Here is an 18516-nt window from a genome sequence, read left to right as displayed (position 1 = left end):
CTATGTTGGGAATATGAGGAGGAAGTGCGTTTGTTACTTCATCAGCCTAGCCGTTGGATAGATGGGAAGTCAGATTTCTCACCTTTACAAAGAGTGTTTCACTACGATTCAAGCCAACTGGTAGGGGTCATTTTCGGCGCTAATATGTCAGCATTTGATAAGGCCAATATAAAAGAAGTTATTGATACAAAACTAGCTTCTCGGCGTTTATCTGAACGTAGCGGAAAGCAGTATCTATTTGATTTTCTCTATCAGCAGGCATCAATTTGCCCAAGTTCGCGTAAAGTTCAAATTAGTAACTTAGAGCTTGTTTCACATGGTGCTCGATACAAGCCAGACCACGATGAGTTTAATCGGTACTATATTCAGTGGCTGATAGGTTCAGGTATGACTTATATAGATGGAGACATGTCCTATAAGCGAATAGAGTGAATATTTTTATCTGAAAGATATATTCATTATGAATTGGAGGAAAGCTTGGAAACAAATAGCGGTTGCTTATATCAAGATCTAGTTAGTGATCTTGAACTAATTTGCGAGGAACTTATAAGTTCATATGGGCTTAAGTACACCAAAAAAGAGCAAAAGCTTGCTAACCCAATTATGCGTTGGATGGACTTTGTATCTCGTTACATAACAAATAGCCCTAGACAGTTGTTAGTGTCAAAGCAACTGCAAGAAAAAATTTCTAATAGTAACTTTCCAAAAAAAGTCATTCGTGACTTTAATTCTTTCGCTAATCGTGCGTTGTGTGGTTGCGATATAAACCCATTCCAGTCGAAGGGACTAATCGAACATAACGACACCAGTAGTAGTAAAAAGTCGAACAGGACTGACTTATTATTTGCTGATTGGGGAATACTTCACTTTCACCTTTCGGACGAAGTAAAAAGTCACGAGTACTTTGCTGTACGGTCTGATTGGTTGCTGTTTGCAGTAGTCTACAACGATACTATTTTTTGTATTGATGTTTTGCCTCATTCCAAGAAACAAGTTTTTTCACGCAAAGAGTTGTTAGAGATTTTGTATCGCAACTGGCCTTTTTTACTCGAACCATATGAGATGAAAGGTATCTCGTCGGGTTATAATTGGAGTGATTTAGAAGTGTCTGAGCTGCGTAAAGCAGGTGTAAGTACCACTTACACGATCGATGGAAAAGTGTTTATGCCAGCGGGCCTTGGTCTAACCACAGCAGCCATACCTTTGAAAAATATTGAGATGGTACAAAAGGTTATGTATGGCATCGAGTGCGTGGTAGATCTTGTCGCAGATCCTAACTCAAATATGACCCTATTGGATTTACCACAACCTAAGCTAGGTTTTTCTTTGGTGCCAAGTAAAGGATTAGTTCTATATGACTCTAATAACGATATTGCGTATGTTTTACCTAGAACTGAATCTCGAAAAGATGCTTTATCTCTGCTACACGAACTCATTGTTCCAACTTGGTTAGTATTAGAGGAAAAGCGAGAACAAACAAAAAGTAAGGATATGTAGTAACCATGAGCTTAGAAGAATTTTTTCAACTTGTTTTATCTAATGCAGAGGAAATGCTTCCAAACACATCGGATCATGTTTGGTATCGAGGCCACGGAAGTACTGAATATATGCTTTTACCTACGGTGTTTAGAAGAGCAATAGGTAACGAAGCAGCACTGTTTTATGAATATAAAGCTCATGCAGCAGCAATAAATGGCCAAAGTAAGGATGATTGGGATAGTTTATTAGACATGCAACATTATGGGTTGCCGACTAGACTATTAGATTGGACAACATCACTTGGTACAGCACTATATTTTGCATTGAAAGGCAATCCTGACTCGCCTTGTATTTGGTTGCTAGACCCATATAAATTAAGCTTCGAAAGTACTCAAGACACGATCATATATGACACAACTAGGTTGGCAAATGGTTCAAATAGCTATGACGTAAACTATGATATCGCCGATATCATTATGCAAAGATCAGAGATTGAAGTTCCGTTTTCGATCCAACCTCCTCACGGTAACCGGAGAATTGCAGCCCAAAGAGGACGGTTTACTGTCCATACAGCTAATGTAGAGCCGATCGAGGTGCAATGCCCTAACTGTGTCAGAAAAATTGATATCCCACTAGAATTGATTCAACCACTAAAAATGTCCCTCGCGATAATGGGAATAGACGATTATAGTCAGTTTCCAGATCAGTATGGCCTTAGTGAGTACTTAAATGGCCTTTATGTCGGGGAATAACTATTTTTCTTGCGAAACGATTTAGTTGGAGTTACTCCAACAAATCTAGTCTATCGCCAACTTTATATGAGTCGAATGGCTTCGAAAACTCCTGCTGAATTCGGAGCACTTCATCCCGGTCAAGATCCTTGATGTATTCTTGATAAGGCTTCTCTTCCAGTAAGAAACGTAAAGGCTCTTTTGCGGGGTCAGGGGCCGTCTCTGCAGCTTTGATTAAGTGGGCTTTTTCTTGTGCAGAACAACGGGCACTGTTGTCTAACGACAGATAAAGCACCACGTTTTTCTTGCTTTGAATATCAAGTCCAGAAAACCAATCAGTAACAGGAAAATCTGCGGTGTTAGACTTGGCTATGGCGCGGCATTCTTCAAGCTTATTGCCATAGTCAATCATTGCTTGTTGAAACGCGTCAGCGTGCACGCTAGTGCTGATGAGCAAAGCGCAGAGTAGGGAGCTACAACGTCGCACGGGATACACACCTCCAAAATTCACCTTCTTCTCCATGAGTTCGCCAGCTTAACGGCTCAGCAATACCGTAAATTCGGTTTTTAACGATGCTGTTCACTGAGGACAACACCTCAGAAAACTCGACCCAATCGTAGCCCGCAATGCTAATTAACGTCTCAGCCGGCTTTTGCTTACCGAGGAAGAGATCGAACAACGGCACGGCGCCAACCGAATACGCGAGCATGTTACCATCTTCCATGATGTCTTTTATCTCGGCAACAGCGTCAAGCGATTCCGACGACAGTTGCAGATTGTTGATTGAGCAGTAACCCAGTTCCGCCATCACTTCGGTCCTCAGTGTGTGGTCGTGAAGGGTTGGTATAGCATCAATGCAAACCGTTGACTATCTCATAGTGAGGATTAGGAATAAAGATCATGCTTGACGAAGAGTCATCACACAAGCGTCTCAAGGCAGTGTGATTGGCTAGGGCTTATTCACGGGTAAAGGCACCACATTGTTGTAATAGCGTGTTGGACCTTTGGGATCGTAGGTGAAGGCTTTGGGTAAACCGTCGTATAGCACGATGTAATGCTCATCCCAGATCCGAACGCCCACCAGGTACGAGTGGGTTTCAAGTTTGATCCAAGTTTGACCATCATCCGGGCTATAGCTCGTGAAACCAACCAGCTTGACCCGTTGGTAGTTGTCGCATTCATTCACATCAATGGAGCCGCGAAATAGGGCTTCTTTGGTCGTCCCGTCTCTAAGCAAGCAGGGCACTTGGATAGTGCGACCGCGGTGATCATGACCCTTATCATCGACACGTTGGCCAACGTGACTTTTCACATATCTAAACTGCATAATTAGAATAACTGTATGTATATACAGTTATTCTAATGTATAGATAGAGATTTGCAAGTTGACTGAAAGCGTAACGTATTTTGGTACATGTCTAGCCACAGCACGCGGTCAATATCACGGTGCATGCGCTCTAGAATCGATTCGACATAGCCATGATATTCGCAGCACATTACATGCACCACACAGTCTTGCGTAAGTGTTTGATTGTCCATAAGTTCGTAATGACGGCCATAGAGGGATTGAATGGCCGCCATCGGAGATTTGGCAGTAATGAGTGAATAGTCGCGCCAATTGGTGACACAATATAACGGCATTGTTTACTCCATGAATTCTTCTTACCGACACTGTATATAGAAAGCAAATATTCTTACAGAGTCGTGAGCGAGATATGAGTCGAGTGACAAAGCAAGAATCACTGCAAAATTTAGCCTGACGTGAGTCATTTAAATTTGCTGGGCACCCAAAGCCGCAGTTTACGTCGGTAGCCGCCACCCGAAAAAGGCCACTTATTTTCCTTCGGTGGATACTTCTTGGGATTATCAATGTGACCGTGTAACTCAACAAACTGACGATGTTCATCACGCCAGTAGCCAAACGCTAGCAATTCTTTGGGGCTAAACTCGCGGCGTTCGGGCGTAATGAGCGTGGCGCGTTCTTCATGGACGCGAAAACCGTCCCAACGTGTATCCAGCGGTAAATAGCCGCGAGCCTTAAGATGAAGCAATTTTTCAGCCATGGGATTAATCGATGAATAGCCATTGATCCAGCGCGTCACGGTATACGGTTGAACGTGAAAAAACGCGGCGGCTTCATTGAGGTCCATAAACTGAGCGTGCAGTAACTGACGAAATGAATAGGTGCTGTACATGTGATCTTCCTTCGAAATCCGTTGAGGAGGTTGATAGTTATTTTCTTTTTTTATTTCCAGACTCATCGGCAGCGCCAATCAACGCACATTTTGCACGCAGCGAGCGATAAGTAATGTTTTTAAACAACTAATCGAAATGCGAAAACGCAGCCTTTATTAATTGTATAAATTAGAGATTAACTGGAAGCAAAACAGCAACTTAAAAGAAATACAATGAGCGAATTACACAGTGAACGTGACATGGGATTCTCCTTACTAAATTAGTGTCTTGGGTGCGCATTATGTATATTATGTTAAATTAAGTGTGCGTGTATGCGAAATCTGGCTTGTTTATGGCTGTTGGTACTCTACTTTGCTCTAATTCATTGAACATAATGGATTTACCATAAAATACCTAATAAACAGTATTTATAATCTGTCGATTCTAATACTGTTTATTAGTGATCGTTTAACACAGCGCTGAAGCTGTACCTCTGATTGCAAAGATGTTGTTGTTCAATACATCGTAATGGTGTCTGTTTACTGCGTTTTCAAATATTCCGTCAATGCCCATTAGCACTGATGGTTTTGCGATACGATCTGGCGTTGACGTGAAAATCTGATTCTTTAGTGTATAAACGTTACTCTGCATTTTCTCGAACTGTGCTTTGTTGCTTGCGATCCGCTGATACGTTTCTAGAATTTGCTCTTTTGAATAATTGAGCATTGAATTGCTCGAAAAACTTGTTCCCCAACTAGTCAGAACCTTTTCAGCAAAGTCTCTTGTGATCTGTCCAGGGCCAAAGAGTTTATGCTCACCCTTGCCACCGCCGCTCGTTCGTGATGCTCCCACTAATGTTGCATGTCTACCGGGAATCATGGTTGTGTAGAACTTAGTGTTCTTATGGAGCTTTGGCATTCTAGCCTTGAAGAATAAAGAACGTTCGTCTTTGGCATAAAAACAGACGATTTGCTTCACGTTTGAGCCTAATGATTTATAGTTCTTAAAGGCGTTAAGACCACCTGGGACAGGATCGAGGGCGAATATATTGACACTTATGTTTGCAAGCTGCGGATGTTCAAGTAACTCGTTGGCAAGTTCAAAGCAACTTACGCCACCACGACTCCAACCGATAAGATTCAGCTGTGTTATGGGATCTCTCTGCCGCTCTCTTTTTATGTTCTCCATTTGTAAATCCAAGCCGCTTTTCAGATCGCTGGCCAACTCGTTTCGTTCTTGTTTCCAGCGTGAATACGCAGAGCTAAGGCGATTAAAAGGTTTGGATTCATCCAACAAAGCACTTGCTCTATCTTTATAGTCTTTCTTTTCGCTAGAACTGCCTTTAAGTAAGTTAATGACATGGGAGATATTGCTCTCTACGCCCCAGCCTGCCAGTTGGCCGAACACAGTCCAATGTACCTGATCATCGGTCTGTTTTCGCCATTCACTTAGGTTCCCACTCCCTACTCCATCAACTTGTATATAGTCGATGTTATCTCGACCCAATACGTTTTTTGCGAGGACAGAAACTAACTCACCGGAAGCATAACTTTTATGAACATGATTTTCCGATGTGGCGCCGGTACCACTAAAAAAGACTGTGACTGTGGACATTATTTCCCTCGCATGCGCTTCAAGCTGAGAACAAACTTGAAATTACTTGGTTAACTATCATTAATTGAAAAGATAGAACACGAGATTGATTTCACAAAAGAAATCGACGGATAAATGACAGGCTAAGTAACTTTATGCGGTAAACCTATCAAATCAGGTCACCGCATTAGAAGAAATTATTGGGAGAAAATTCGGGATGGTTTTTTGGTTAAATTCTAAACGTCACACCGACTATTTGGCTCTCTTGTAGATCGGATAATTGAATTTCTAGGTTATCGAATTCTTCCCCTTTTATTTGCCAATTATTTTCATTTTCTATGATTTGGACAGACTTATTTTCGGTTGAAATTTTCCAGTTATTTGAGGGTTTATTCAGGGTTATTTTTCCCTCCAATTTCGAAGCTGAAAACTGGTCATTTTTAACACTAAAAGTACAATTTGGTTTCAACTCACACTCTATTTCTTGCCCTTCAGTGAATGTGACCGTACGCCAAATAAACGCTGTAATAAGTAGGGTTAACATGATGATTATTTGAACAAAACGGCCTCGTGTGAGTTTCTGTGCTGCCATTATGTGGGGTTCTCCGTGTAACAAACTTCAAAGTTTTAAAATAAAAGGCCAAAACCAGACCGACTGTAAGGTTACTACGCTGTCATTGAATTGTTAAATGCAGTATAGTTGGCGGCTGAAAATGCCACTTTTTTTAAAAACTGGCAAGAATATTTAACCAATGAATTTTGGTGTGATTTTCTTAACAGTTTTGGGTGGCATTACGACATGTGTCGTGTTGGAAGTAAAGTGTAGTTAATTAGAAATTGGAAGCATGCAAATGAGCCAAGAAAAGCAGCTTGAACAAAACTACAACTATACAGTCGTCCGTCAATTTACCCTTGTTACTATTCTTTGGGGCATTGTCGGAATGGCCGTTGGTGTTTTGATTGCCGCTCAATTAGTTTGGCCACAGCTAAACTTTGATACGCCGTGGTTGACGTACAGTCGCTTACGTCCTCTGCATACTAATGCGGTTATTTTTGCGTTTGGTACAAGTGCCCTGTTCGCAACGTCTTATTACGTTGTTCAGCGTACCTGTCAAACTCGTCTCTTTGGTGGCCCTCTTGTCGCCTTTACCTTTTGGGGCTGGCAAGCCATCATTTTAGCAGCCGCGATTACTCTGCCATTGGGTTTCACCTCTGGTAAGGAATACGCAGAGCTAGAATGGCCAATCGATATTGCCATCGCAGTTGTTTGGGTTTCTTACGCTATCGTGTTCTTTGGAACATTGATAACCCGTAGGACATCTCACATCTACGTAGCAAACTGGTTCTTCGGTGCCTTTATCATCACTGTTGCGGTTCTTCATATCGTAAACAGCATGGCAATCCCTGTATCTCTTGGTAAGTCTTATTCGATTTACTCAGGTGCGGTGGATGCAATGGTTCAGTGGTGGTACGGACACAACGCAGTAGGTTTCCTACTGACAGCTGGTTTCCTAGGTATGATGTACTACTTCGTACCTAAGCAAGCTGAACGTCCTGTTTACTCTTACCGTCTGTCTATCGTTCACTTCTGGGCATTAGTATCTCTATACATCTGGGCTGGTCCTCACCACCTACACTACACTGCACTTCCAGATTGGACGCAGTCTCTAGGTATGGTGATGTCACTGGTTCTATTTGCTCCGTCTTGGGGTGGTATGATCAACGGTATCATGACGCTGTCTGGTGCTTGGCACAAACTACGTTATGACCCTATTCTACGTTTCCTAATTGTATCTCTATCGTTCTACGGTATGTCTACGTTTGAAGGTCCAATGATGTCTATTAAGACAGTAAACGCACTGTCTCACTACACTGACTGGACTATCGGCCACGTACACTCTGGTGCGCTAGGTTGGGTTGCTATGGTATCTATCGGTTCGGTATACCACTTAGTCCCTCGCCTATTCGGTCAAGAGCGTATGTACTCTGTTGGTCTAATCAATACTCACTTCTGGTTAGCAACTATCGGTACCGTTTTATACATCGTTGCAATGTGGATCTCTGGTGTAATGCAAGGTCTGATGTGGCGTGCAGTTAACTCTGACGGTACGTTGACATACAGCTTTGTTGAGTCAGTTGAAGCGTCTTACCCATTCTACTTTGTACGTTTCCTAGGTGGATTTATTTTCCTAGCAGGTATGTTCCTAATGGCATACAACACGTATAAGACGGTAACAGCGCCTAAAGATAGCCTTAAAGCTATCCCACAGCCGGCATAAGGAGATTTAAAGAATGAGTTCTAATTCTAACAATCGCCACGAAATTGTTGAACGCAATGTCGGTTTACTCGCGATTCTTATCGTTTTTGCAATCAGCTTGGGTGCTCTTGTAGAGATCACTCCTCTGATTTTCCAAAAGCAAACGACTGAGCCTGTAGAGAACCTACGTCCTTATACAGCGCTTGAAATGGAAGGTCGTGATGTATACATCCGTGAAGGTTGTAACGTATGTCACAGCCAAATGATTCGTCCATTCCGCTCTGAGACGGAACGTTACGGTCACTACTCTGTTGCTGGTGAAAGTGTATACGAGCATCCATTCCTATGGGGCTCTAAGCGTACAGGTCCTGACCTAGCGCGCGTTGGTGGTCGTTACTCTGATGAGTGGCACCGCGTACACCTAATTGACCCACGTGAGTTGGTTCCTGAGTCAAACATGCCTGGTTTCCCATGGCTTGAAGAAAATGTTCTTGATGGTAAGAACACTCAGAAGAAACTTGAAATCTTCCGTGATCAGTTTGGTGTTCCATACACTGATGAGCAAATCGCAAACGCGTCTAAAGATGTAGAAGGTAAAACAGAGATGGATGCAATCATCGCTTACCTTCAGTCTCTTGGTCACGCAATGAAGTAATAAAGGGGTGACATTATGGATATCGGTACTATTCACAGTATTTGGACCATAGTTCTGTTCGTTAGCTTTCTAGGTGTGGTTTGGTGGGCTTACGGTAAGAGCCGTAAAGCACGCTTTGATGAAGCTGCAAACCTTGTTTTTGCTGATGAGCAGAAAGCGCCTGAAAAAGAACAAGGAGTGACTAAGCAATGACGACATTTTGGAGTCTTTGGATAATCATCATCACAGTCGGTACACTGGTCGGCTGTGCTGCGCTCCTTTTTTGGTGCCTTAAAGATAAAATGGGTGTTGAAGAAGGTGCAGATATGGGCCACGAATACGATGGTATTCGTGAACTAAACAACCCACTGCCTAAGTGGTGGACTTATCTGTTTGTTGGTACGTTTGTATTCGCAGCTATTTACCTAACTCTGTACCCAGGTCTAGGTAACTTCAAAGGCGTTCTAGGTTGGCAGAGTTCTGACCAAACAGTACGTTCTCTTGAAGAGTCAAAAGCGTCGATTGCAAAAGCGCAAGAGAATAAGCAGTTGGTTCAGTACGCTAAAGAGCTAGATGATGCAGATACTTACTTCGGTGAAGCATTTAAGAAACTGGCTTATGTAGATGGCTCAACTGAGCTGCGCCCTATCCCTGAAATTGCAGCGGATAATGAAGCAGTGAAAGTTGGTCAGCGTTTGTTCCTGCAAAACTGTTCTCAGTGTCACGGCTCTGATGCTCGTGGTCAGAAAGGTTTCCCTAACCTGACTGATGATGCATGGCTATACGGCGGCGAACCACAAGCGATTGTTACGACTGTAATGCAAGGTCGTATCGGTCAAATGCCAGGTTGGAAAGACGCGTTAGGCGAGCAAGGCGTGAAAGAAGTTGTGAGCTACACGCTAAGCCTGTCTGGACGTTCTGTTAACGCTCGCGAAGCAGAAGCTGGTAAAGCTCGTTTCGTAGTGTGTGCAGCGTGTCACGGTACAGATGGTAAAGGTAACCCAGCAGTTGGCGCACCTGATCTAACTGACCAAGACTGGTTGTTTGGTGGTTCTCGCGCAGAAGTAACTGAAACAGTAATGAACGGTCGTTCGGGCGTAATGCCAGCTTGGAAAGACATTCTAGGTGAAGACAAAGTTCAGCTAGTTTCAGCTTATGTGTGGAGCTTAAGCAACTCGGAACAATAAGTTACATTTCTATTACAGCCCCTTACTCTCTATCGATGGTAAAGGGGCTGTCTTTTCTTTACAGTTAAAGCCCTAATTTTTTTAATTTTTCAATTGAGAACTTTTTTATGGAAAAGCCTTGGTATAAGCAGTTTTGGCCCTGGTTTATACTCTCCCTTACGGTTGGAGTATCTATACTAACTTTGGTTCGAGTGGCGATACTTACAAACCACTCTGTTCATTTGGTTACCGAGGATTACTATAAAAAAGGTAAAGGGATCAACGTCGATATTTCAAGAGTCAATGTGACCAAAGAGCTTGGGCTCAAAGCTTCAGTCCACTCTGAAGGGAACGCAGTGGTGATTGAATTTGATAAAGGTCAATTAGATCACTACCCAGCAATCACTGCTATGTTTGCCCACCGTACCCTTCCTGACCACGATTTCACTAAACTGGTGACTTCAGATGCGCGTGGTGTATATCGATTCACTCTTGACGACGCGCTTCAAGGACCATGGTTTGTTGAGTTAACGCCCCATGATGAGAAATGGTTAATCCAAGGCCGTATCGAGTTCCCAACGTCGGCAGCAGTACAACTATCTAACTAAGAAGCGTCTATGTGTAAATCCTGTTATCACTGTGGTGAAGATGTACCAGCCAACACGGATTTCAAAGTCGAAATTTTGGGCGACATACGCGAGATGTGTTGCCCAGGTTGTGAGACGGTAGCTCAGACTATCGTCGACAGCGGCTTGGTCTCTTACTACCAATATCGTACTGCTCCTGCAGAAAAAGCAGACCTTGTCCCCGAGCAGCTTCAAGCACTGATTCATTATGACAATGACGAAGTACAATCTGAATTCGTCCGTAATAGCAAAGATAGCTCAGAAGTGACATTGTCACTTGAAGGCGTTTCTTGTGCAGCCTGTGCATGGCTGATCGAAAAGCAAGTCTCTTCTAAAAGTGGTGTTCTGTCGATTCGAGTTAATACCACAACCAACCGTGCTTTATTAGCATGGGACAAGTCTCAAGCAAGACTGAGTGAAATACTCTCTCTGATTCACCAACTTGGTTATAAAGCCGCACCTTTTGAAGCGGACAAGCAAGAAGCTGCCTATCACCAACAGATGAAGCAATACCTGTATCGTTTAGGCATTGCAGGCCTTGCGACAATGCAGGTGATGATGCTGGCTGTTGCGCTTTATCTAGAAGTGTTTGGTGACTTAGAGCCCGAGTTTAAAAACTACTTCCGCTGGGTAAGCTTGATCTTTGCCACGCCAGTGATGCTCTACTCTGCTCTGCCATTCTATATTAATGCGTGGCGCAGCCTGCGTAGCCGTACTCTAGGGATGGATGTCCCAGTTTCTATCGCGATGATCTTTGCCTATTGTGCAAGTTTGGTTGCAACGGTTACTGAGCAAGGAGAAGTGTTCTTTGAGTCTATCTCAATGTTTGCTTTCTTCCTTTTGGTTGGTCGGTTCCTCGAGATGCGCGCACGCCGCAAAGCCGCAGCGGCAAGCGGAAACCTGTTAAAACTGATTCCTGCTATTGCCAATAAACTTAACGGTGACCAAGTCCCTGTTAAAACGCTAAAAGTCGGTGACCAAATTCGCGTTCTACCGGGTGAACATATTCCAGCGGACGGCAAGATCATTGCCGGTCGCGTTCATATTGATGAATCAATGCTGACGGGTGAATCTCTCCCCGTCGTTAAGCAAGTTGACGATCATGTCTTTGCAGGTACGCTAAATGGTGAAGAGTCGTTTGAGTTAGAAGTCACCTCTTCAAAAGCGGACTCAATGATCTCTAACATTGTGCGCCTGCAAGATGAAGCTCAGTTATCAAAACCCAAAATTGCTGAAATCGCCGATATTGTTGCGCGCTATTTCGTCGCAGTCATTCTAATTATCGCAGCGGGCACTTGGTTCTTCTGGCACTCTAGCAGACCTGATGATGCATTCTGGATTATGTTGTCAGTGTTAGTTGCAACATGTCCTTGTGCGTTGTCTCTGGCGACGCCAACAGCATTAACCTGTGCGACATCACGTATGGGCAATTTGGGTATTCTACTGCGTAAAAGCCATGTGTTTGAAACCTTGTGTAAGGTAAACCACCTGATTGTTGATAAAACAGGTACACTGACTCACGGTGATATTGAAATCAATGAAGTAGAGGTTAGCTCAGACTTCTCAAAAGATGAATTGTTAGCGGTTGCGGCTTCACTTGAATCTCATGCCAACCACCCTATTGCTCGTGCATTCAAACCTTATGCGGATGTTAACGTGACGGTATCTGACGTTGAGAATGTTATTGGTTCAGGCATCACAGGTATCTATCAAAACAAACAAGTTATGATCGGTAGTGCCGAGTTTGTTTTGGGTGAAGGACAAGGTTCCAAAGCGAATACAGTGTTTCTTTCTATTGATGGACAACATGTCGCGAGCTTTGGCTATCGTGACCCTATCCGTCTTGAAACCAAAGAGTTTATCGAAAAATTCCAGAAATCGGGTGTAAAGGTGACTCTTCTAACGGGTGACACGAAAGAAAACGCTGATCTCGTCGCAAACCAAATCGGTATTGAAGATGTCGTAGCAGGGGCTAAACCTCAAGATAAGTTATCTTACTTGCAGCAGGTAGACTCTGATGACATTACTATGATGATTGGTGATGGGATCAATGATGCACCAACGTTGGCCGGCGCGCACCTTTCTGTCGCTATGGGTGGTGGCGCCGATGTGGCGAAAGCATCGGCTGATATGGTGCTGTTAGGCGACAGGCTTGACCGTGTTTTAGAAGCGCGTGAACTAGCGCTACAAACGCGTAAGATCATTCGAGAAAACCTTGCCTGGTCGCTTGGCTACAATCTATTGATATTGCCTTTAGCAGTAGCAGGATTTGTTGCCCCATATTTTGCGGTTGTCGGTATGTCTGCGAGCTCAATTATTGTAGTATCTAACTCTCTGCGTTTGCTCAAAGAAAAAGGTAAATAGATGGAAAGCCTTTATATCCTCATCCCTATCGCTATCGTATTGGTTTGTCTCGCGGTGGCTGTATTCCTTTGGGCTGTAAAAAGCGAACAGTTTGAAGATCTAGAGCGTCAAGGTCACAACATCTTGTTTGATGAGGATGATCATAAAGAGAACCCACCTAAATGAGTCCTGACTGGATTGGGGCCTTCTTTATAGGTTTAGTTGGGGCTGGGCATTGTATGGGCATGTGCGGCGGTATTGCGTCCATGCTCACTATAGGTCAGTCTCAACCATCAAAATTAGTCCCTTTATTTTATAACGGTGGCCGTCTTATTAGCTACGCGCTCATTGGCGCAGTGATCGGCGGTGCGGTTTCTTCGATTTCAGAAGTAAGCCAACTCAACAACGTGTTGGTTTGGTTACGTTTAGCGGCGGCGTTGTTTATGATCCTACTCGCTTGCTATATCGGCCGATGGTGGCATGGCCTGCTCTATATAGAAAAGCTAGGGCAAGTTATTTGGCGCAAGATCTCGCCTGCGGGAAAATCTCTGCTGCCGCTAAAATCTCCGCTACATGCGCTCCCATTTGGCTTTATTTGGGGCTGGATTCCATGTGGTCTCGTCTACTCTACTTTAACTTGGTCAGCGGTGTCTGGAAGCGCAATCAACGGTGCTTTAGTGATGCTGGCATTTGGCGCAGGTACATTACCAGCGATGCTGCTTGTTGGCCACGCGGCTACGTCGCTCCATAAGCTGCAAAATTCCGACATATTTCGTCATATCGTTGCTTTTACTATCTTAATTTATGGATTGTACACAGCGTATGGCGCACTTAGTCTCTTATCAATTAGTTTATAGTTAACTGTTTTTATACATTTTTTTAAGCTACCCTTTAGGGCTAATGGATGCTAAAATATTGATGTATATCAAATAGTGAAAGGTTGTTATGATTTCTGAAAAGCCTGCAACAAAGCGTATTCAATCTGGTGGCTGTGCAATTCACTGCCAAGATTGTAGTATCAGCCAGCTTTGTATTCCGTTTACGCTAAATGAATCTGAACTCGATCAGCTTGATCAAATCATCGAGCGTAAGAAGCCAATCCAGAAAGGACAGGAATTGTTCAAAGCAGGAGATGAACTAAAATCTCTTTACGCGATTCGTTCAGGAACAATCAAGAGCTACACAATCACTGAGCAAGGTGATGAGCAGATTACTGCTTTCCACTTAGCTGGTGACTTGGTAGGTTTTGACGCAATTACTGGCGACCTTCACCCTAGCTTCGCTCAAGCGCTAGAAACGTCGATGGTATGTGAAATTCCATACGAAATTCTAGACGATCTATCAGGCAAAATGCCTAAGCTTCGTCAGCAGATCATGCGTTTGATGAGCAACGAAATCAAAGGTGACCAAGAAATGATCTTGCTGCTTTCTAAGAAGAATGCAGAAGAGCGCTTGGCTGCTTTCCTATACAACCTTTCTACTCGTTTCTCGCAACGTGGCTTTAGCCCGCGCGAATTCCGTCTTACCATGACTCGTGGTGACATTGGTAACTACCTTGGTTTAACGGTAGAAACAATCTCTCGTCTGCTTGGTCGATTCCAGAAATCAGAGATCTTAAGTGTTAAAGGTAAATACATTACTATTCTTGACCACGATGCGCTGATGGAACTGGCAGGCGTATCAACAGAATCGTAATAATTTTCAATGATGTAGCTCGCAATTCACTTCGAAATAGAGCTACATCATACTTCTCTTATATTCCGCAAAGTATTTCTAAAACTCTCCTCTCATCTAAGCTACATTAATCATATACCCCTCCTCGTCTCTAAGGAGTCAATATGAGTATTTACAATAAGATTTTAGTCGTTGCCGACATTAACAAAGACGAACAGCCTGCGCTTGCGCGAGCGATGCAGTTAGCCGCAAAAAGCCGGTCGCCTAGTCGAGTGACTTTCTTCCTCTCTATCTATGACTTCTCTTACGACATGACGTCTATGCTGTCGATTGATGAGCGCGATGCGATGCGCCGTGGCGTGATTCAACAGCGTGAACAGTGGATGCGCAAGATCGCCAAAGATTACATCAATGATGAGATTGAGTTTGATGTTCGTGTTGTATGGCACAACCGCCCTTATGAAGCGATTATCGCAGAAGTGTTTGCCGGTGAGCATGACATCGTAATCAAAGGAACGCGTAAACATGACGTACTTGAGTCTGTCATCTTTACTCCAACCGATTGGCACTTACTCCGTAAATGCCCTTGTCCTGTTTTATTGGTTAAAAACACAGAATGGCCAGCGGATGCGAGTGTTCTTGCCTCTGTGCATGTCGGATCAGAAAACGAAACCCACTTAGGCTTAAATGATGCCATGGTTGAGCAACTAAACAGTTTAACCGAACGTTTAGGCGCTAAGCCTTATCTAGTTAACGCCTACCCTGTTACTCCTGCGAACATTACGATTGAGCTTCCTGAGTTTGATCCTGCTACTTATACAGATGCGGTTCGTGGTCACCACCTTACAGCCATGAAGGCGCTGCGCCAGAAACATGGTTACGATGAGGAGCAAACGGTAGTAGAACAAGGCCTTCCGGAAGATGTGATTCCAGATGCTGCCGAAAAGCTAAACGCAGCAATGGTGATTATTGGCACTACAGGTCGTACAGGCTTGTCAGCTGTGTTTATTGGTAATACCGCAGAGCATGTGATTGATAAGATCAATTGCGATGTGATGGCGCTTAAACCACAAGGATACATTAGCCCACTTGATCCCAAGACCGCGATTTAAATCAGTAAGATAAAGAAAAGGGAAGATAGCTGACTATCTTCCTTTTTTTGATGTGAGTGAAATGCCGTTTTAGATGTTGGTAACGTCGATAAACATAGATTCGTCGATGTTGGTTGACGAGACAGTCGCTTCGCTAAACTCGTATTCTTCGCGGCTGCCTTCACGGTCTAATGGAAGGTTGACGAAATCAAACAGCTCTTTATCTGCAAGCTGGCTTGGGCTTACATTCTGAATTGATTTAAAGATGGCTTCTACGCGGCCTGGTGTCTTTTTATCCCAATCAATTAGCATTGCTTTGATCGATTGACGCTGCAGGTTTTCCTGAGAGCCACAAAGGTTACATGGAATAATAGGGAAATCTTTGTATTCCGCGTATTTGATCAGATCTTTTTCACGGCAGTAAGTCAAAGGACGGATTACCACGTTACGACCATCATCTGAACGTAGCTTAGGTGGCATCGCTTTTAATCGTGAACCATGGAACATGTTTAGGAACATGGTTTCTACGATGTCATCCATGTGGTGACCAAGTGCAAGCTTGGTTGCGCCGATTTTTTCTGCAAATGAGTACAAAGTACCGCGACGCAGGCGAGAGCAAAGACCACAAGTTGTTTTGCCTTCAGGAACCTTCTCTTTTACCACTGAGTAAGTATCTTTATCTACTATGTAGTAAGGAATGTTCAGCGTCTCGAAGTAGTCTGGCAAGATGTGCTCTGGGAATCCTGGTTGCTTTTGGTCTAAGTTAACCGCGACGACTTCAAACTTGATCGGTGCTGCTTTCTGTAGGTTAAGCAGAATATCAAGCATCGCAAATGAATCTTTACCGCCACTGATACATGCCATTACAACATCGCCTTCTTCGATCATGTTGTATTCTGTAATAGCATTTCCAACATTTCTTCTCAGACGCTTTTGAAGTTTGTTGAATTCTAAGGTTTCTTTACGTGTATCTTTTTGATTCATTGCGGGCTCTCACATTGCCGAACAAGTCGACAGTAGCACTTCCTAAGTGTTTTATTTGGGGCGTGGATTATACGAGCTTTTTCACAAGGATTAAATGCTTCATTGATTCTCAAAGATGAATTATTGGCTTCGACTGACTTAGCGCAATTTGCTATCAGAAAAAGTAAGCGATTCATTGTGATACCAGTTGTTTAAGCGCAAACGTTTATCTTGCTGCGTTTTTTTGAGTTGAATCACAACACAAAAGCCCGTATATTTCCGATGTCTAACAGGCACACCCTACAATGTACGTCGCCATCCTGCCTCCATTGGTACATTGATATTGGTGTTTATCTACTTTCATGCAAAACACATCTTTTTCTGTTTCTGGTCTTTTTAAGGAATCGGGTGCGCTGTTGCATCTCTCGATCCCTATCATCTTTATGCAGCTTGCGACACAGGCCATGGGCTTTGTTGACACCACAATGGCTGGTCAAGTCAGCGCAGCTGATCTTGCGGCGATCGCGCTTGGTACAAGCTTGTGGTTACCTGTCTCACTGCTACTGCGTGGTATCATCATGGCGCTTACGCCAGTCGTTGCCTACCATCGAGGAGCTCAACAGCTCGATAAAGTTCGGATCGCATTCGTTCAAATGCTTTGGCTATCAGCGTTCGTGAGCGCTTGTTTGATGGTATACCTCGTGCTGGGCGAAAACATACTGGTTGCGCTGGGTGTGGCACAAGAGATTATTCCTATTGCGAGCGATTATGTCGTTGCTTTGGCGTTTGGTGTTCCTGGCATCGCGCTGTTCTATACCCTAAATGGTTTTTGTGAAGGGATGAACAATACTCGCGCACCTATGCTTATTTCTGTCTTAGGTCTGCTTGTAAACATTCCAGTCAACTACATACTCATTTATGGCAAATTTGGCTTACCCGCTCTTGGTGCTGTTGGTTGTGGGTGGGCGACAAGCCTTGTTTATTGGCTGATGTCCACTTTACTTTATAGCTACATAAAACATCATCATCACTATAAGCGTATTCTTCATTTTGGACAGCTAAAGCCAGTTTGGAGTGAGATCAGTCACCTGTTTAAGCTAGGTTTTCCCATCGGACTCAATATTGCAGTATGCGGTAGTATTTTTGCGGTGATCGCCTTGCTTATCGGACGAATTGGTGCAGAGAACGTGGCGGCAGCCCAGATAGCACTTAACATTTCTAGCATGACATATATGATTCCAATGAGTCTTTCGTTTGGCATCACGATACGTGTGGGACATGCCCTTGGTGAACAAAAAGATCAACTTGCTGCGATGCGAAGTTATGTCGGCGTCGTGACCGCAGCATTGCTGTCATTAATGTCCGTCACATTCTTCCTTCTATTTCCTGAGTGGATCATCCGCTTATACACAACGGATCCTATTGTTTCTGCGACCGCCGCAACTCTACTGGTGTTTACGGCGATGTATCAATTTAGCGATGCACTGCAAACCTCGGCTAACGGTGCGCTTCGCGGGTATAAAGACACCAAAGTGCCGATGATGCTTGCGATTTTAGCCTACTGGGGATTGGCACTACCACTTGGTATGGTTTTGGGATTAACGGATTACCTAGTTCCCGCTATGGGTGAGAAAGGCTTTTGGATTGGGATCGTCATCGGGCTTTCAACTGCTGCTTTTGCAATGCTAATACGCCTCTTCGTCGTGATCAGGCGCAATCAGCAACGCGTAGTGAGTGAGAAGTTAAGCCAAGCTATGGTATAGATGAACAAAGGGTCGCAAG

21 protein-coding genes and 1 pseudogene are annotated in these 18516 nt (G+C 43.8%); 14 read left to right on the top strand and 8 right to left on the bottom strand.

The genetic code is table 11. The features are described 5' to 3' along the window. The 3 genes and pseudogenes from AC6R00_RS23825 to AC6R00_RS23815 form a co-directional block, all read left to right on the top strand. A pseudogene (locus tag AC6R00_RS23825) lies at nt 1–432 on the top strand (DUF2971 domain-containing protein); the annotation flags it as partial. A gap of 45 nt (nt 433–477) precedes the next feature. Continuing rightward, entirely contained in the window at nt 478–1497 is a 1020-nt protein-coding gene (locus AC6R00_RS23820) for a hypothetical protein (RefSeq protein ID WP_500640424.1), read from the top strand. Nucleotides 1498–1502: 5 nt separating this feature from the next. Then, a complete protein-coding gene (locus tag AC6R00_RS23815; protein ID WP_500640423.1) occupies nt 1503–2231 on the top strand; it encodes an FRG domain-containing protein in 729 nt (242 codons plus the stop codon). A 31-nt stretch (nt 2232–2262) separates the two neighbouring features. On the opposite strand, the gene AC6R00_RS23810 is transcribed toward AC6R00_RS23815, so the two are convergent. The 7 genes from AC6R00_RS23810 to AC6R00_RS23780 form a co-directional block, all read right to left on the bottom strand. Further along, nucleotides 2263–2697 (bottom strand): hypothetical protein, encoded by a 435-nt coding sequence (locus tag AC6R00_RS23810; RefSeq protein WP_500638928.1) that lies wholly within the window; start codon nt 2695–2697, stop codon nt 2263–2265. Continuing rightward, a complete protein-coding gene (locus AC6R00_RS23805) occupies nt 2684–3019 on the bottom strand; it encodes a hypothetical protein (RefSeq protein WP_500638929.1) in 336 nt (111 codons plus the stop codon). Before AC6R00_RS23805 ends, AC6R00_RS23810 begins: the two co-directional genes overlap by 14 nt. Nucleotides 3020–3160: 141 nt before the next feature. Continuing rightward, nucleotides 3161–3523, bottom strand: a complete 363-nt coding sequence (locus tag AC6R00_RS23800) for a hypothetical protein (RefSeq protein ID WP_500638930.1) — start codon at nt 3521–3523, stop codon at nt 3161–3163. Nucleotides 3524–3570: 47 nt separating this feature from the next. Then, complete coding sequence (locus tag AC6R00_RS23795; protein WP_500638931.1) at nt 3571–3852, bottom strand: hypothetical protein; 282 nt, start codon at nt 3850–3852, stop codon at nt 3571–3573. Between the two features lie 125 nt (nt 3853–3977). Continuing rightward, the gene (locus tag AC6R00_RS23790) at nt 3978–4406 is read right to left on the bottom strand and encodes a phage protein (protein ID WP_500638957.1); all 429 of its coding nucleotides are present in this window, start codon (nt 4404–4406) and stop codon (nt 3978–3980) included. 448 nt (nt 4407–4854) lie between these two features. After that, on the bottom strand, nt 4855–6000 hold the full coding sequence (locus tag AC6R00_RS23785) for a hypothetical protein (RefSeq protein ID WP_500642205.1): 1146 nt from the start codon (nt 5998–6000) through the stop codon (nt 4855–4857). 208 nt (nt 6001–6208) lie between these two features. Next, nucleotides 6209–6571, bottom strand: coding sequence for a hypothetical protein (locus tag AC6R00_RS23780; protein ID WP_171324314.1), 363 nt, complete (start codon nt 6569–6571; stop codon nt 6209–6211). Nucleotides 6572–6830: 259 nt separating this feature from the next. Between AC6R00_RS23780 and ccoN the strand changes: the two genes are divergently transcribed. From ccoN to uspE, 10 genes are all read left to right on the top strand, one after another. After that, nucleotides 6831–8258: a cytochrome-c oxidase, cbb3-type subunit I gene (ccoN, locus tag AC6R00_RS23775; protein ID WP_004745913.1), complete on the top strand. Its 1428-nt coding sequence runs from the start codon at nt 6831–6833 to the stop codon at nt 8256–8258. A gap of 13 nt (nt 8259–8271) precedes the next feature. Further along, the gene (ccoO, locus tag AC6R00_RS23770) at nt 8272–8892 is read left to right on the top strand and encodes a cytochrome-c oxidase, cbb3-type subunit II (protein ID WP_004745914.1); all 621 of its coding nucleotides are present in this window, start codon (nt 8272–8274) and stop codon (nt 8890–8892) included. Between the two features lie 15 nt (nt 8893–8907). Continuing rightward, nucleotides 8908–9084 (top strand): cbb3-type cytochrome oxidase subunit 3, encoded by a 177-nt coding sequence (locus tag AC6R00_RS23765; RefSeq protein WP_004745916.1) that lies wholly within the window; start codon nt 8908–8910, stop codon nt 9082–9084. Next, the gene (gene ccoP, locus AC6R00_RS23760) at nt 9081–10058 is read left to right on the top strand and encodes a cytochrome-c oxidase, cbb3-type subunit III (protein WP_171324316.1); all 978 of its coding nucleotides are present in this window, start codon (nt 9081–9083) and stop codon (nt 10056–10058) included. The genes AC6R00_RS23765 and ccoP overlap by 4 nt, the downstream gene beginning before the upstream one ends. 107 nt (nt 10059–10165) lie before the next feature. Next, nucleotides 10166–10645, top strand: a complete 480-nt coding sequence (locus AC6R00_RS23755; protein ID WP_069666315.1) for a FixH family protein — start codon at nt 10166–10168, stop codon at nt 10643–10645. A 9-nt stretch (nt 10646–10654) separates the two neighbouring features. After that, nucleotides 10655–13027, top strand: coding sequence for a heavy metal translocating P-type ATPase (locus AC6R00_RS23750; protein ID WP_500642204.1), 2373 nt, complete (start codon nt 10655–10657; stop codon nt 13025–13027). Then, the gene (gene ccoS, locus AC6R00_RS23745) at nt 13028–13192 is read left to right on the top strand and encodes a cbb3-type cytochrome oxidase assembly protein CcoS (protein ID WP_004745922.1); all 165 of its coding nucleotides are present in this window, start codon (nt 13028–13030) and stop codon (nt 13190–13192) included. Further along, nucleotides 13189–13863, top strand: coding sequence for a sulfite exporter TauE/SafE family protein (locus AC6R00_RS23740; protein ID WP_171324322.1), 675 nt, complete (start codon nt 13189–13191; stop codon nt 13861–13863). The genes ccoS and AC6R00_RS23740 overlap by 4 nt, the downstream gene beginning before the upstream one ends. An 88-nt stretch (nt 13864–13951) precedes the next feature. Next, complete coding sequence (gene fnr, locus AC6R00_RS23735) at nt 13952–14701, top strand: fumarate/nitrate reduction transcriptional regulator Fnr (RefSeq protein ID WP_004414051.1); 750 nt, start codon at nt 13952–13954, stop codon at nt 14699–14701. 143 nt (nt 14702–14844) lie between these two features. After that, nucleotides 14845–15792, top strand: a complete 948-nt coding sequence (gene uspE, locus AC6R00_RS23730; protein WP_272239965.1) for a universal stress protein UspE — start codon at nt 14845–14847, stop codon at nt 15790–15792. A gap of 69 nt (nt 15793–15861) precedes the next feature. Here the strand turns inward: uspE and ttcA are convergent, their stop codons facing one another. Beyond that, a complete protein-coding gene (ttcA, locus tag AC6R00_RS23725) occupies nt 15862–16755 on the bottom strand; it encodes a tRNA 2-thiocytidine(32) synthetase TtcA (protein ID WP_500642203.1) in 894 nt (297 codons plus the stop codon). 341 nt (nt 16756–17096) lie between these two features. On the opposite strand from ttcA, the gene AC6R00_RS23720 reads away from it, so the two are divergent. Further along, on the top strand, nt 17097–18497 hold the full coding sequence (locus tag AC6R00_RS23720; RefSeq protein ID WP_500642202.1) for an MATE family efflux transporter: 1401 nt from the start codon (nt 17097–17099) through the stop codon (nt 18495–18497). Nucleotides 18498–18516: the final 19 nt, after the last annotated feature.

The organism is Vibrio sp. R10-SF1-ISO8 (assembly GCF_059833805.1).
Note: the sequence above shows the minus strand (reverse complement) of the source record. Positions and strands in the feature narration are given on the sequence as shown.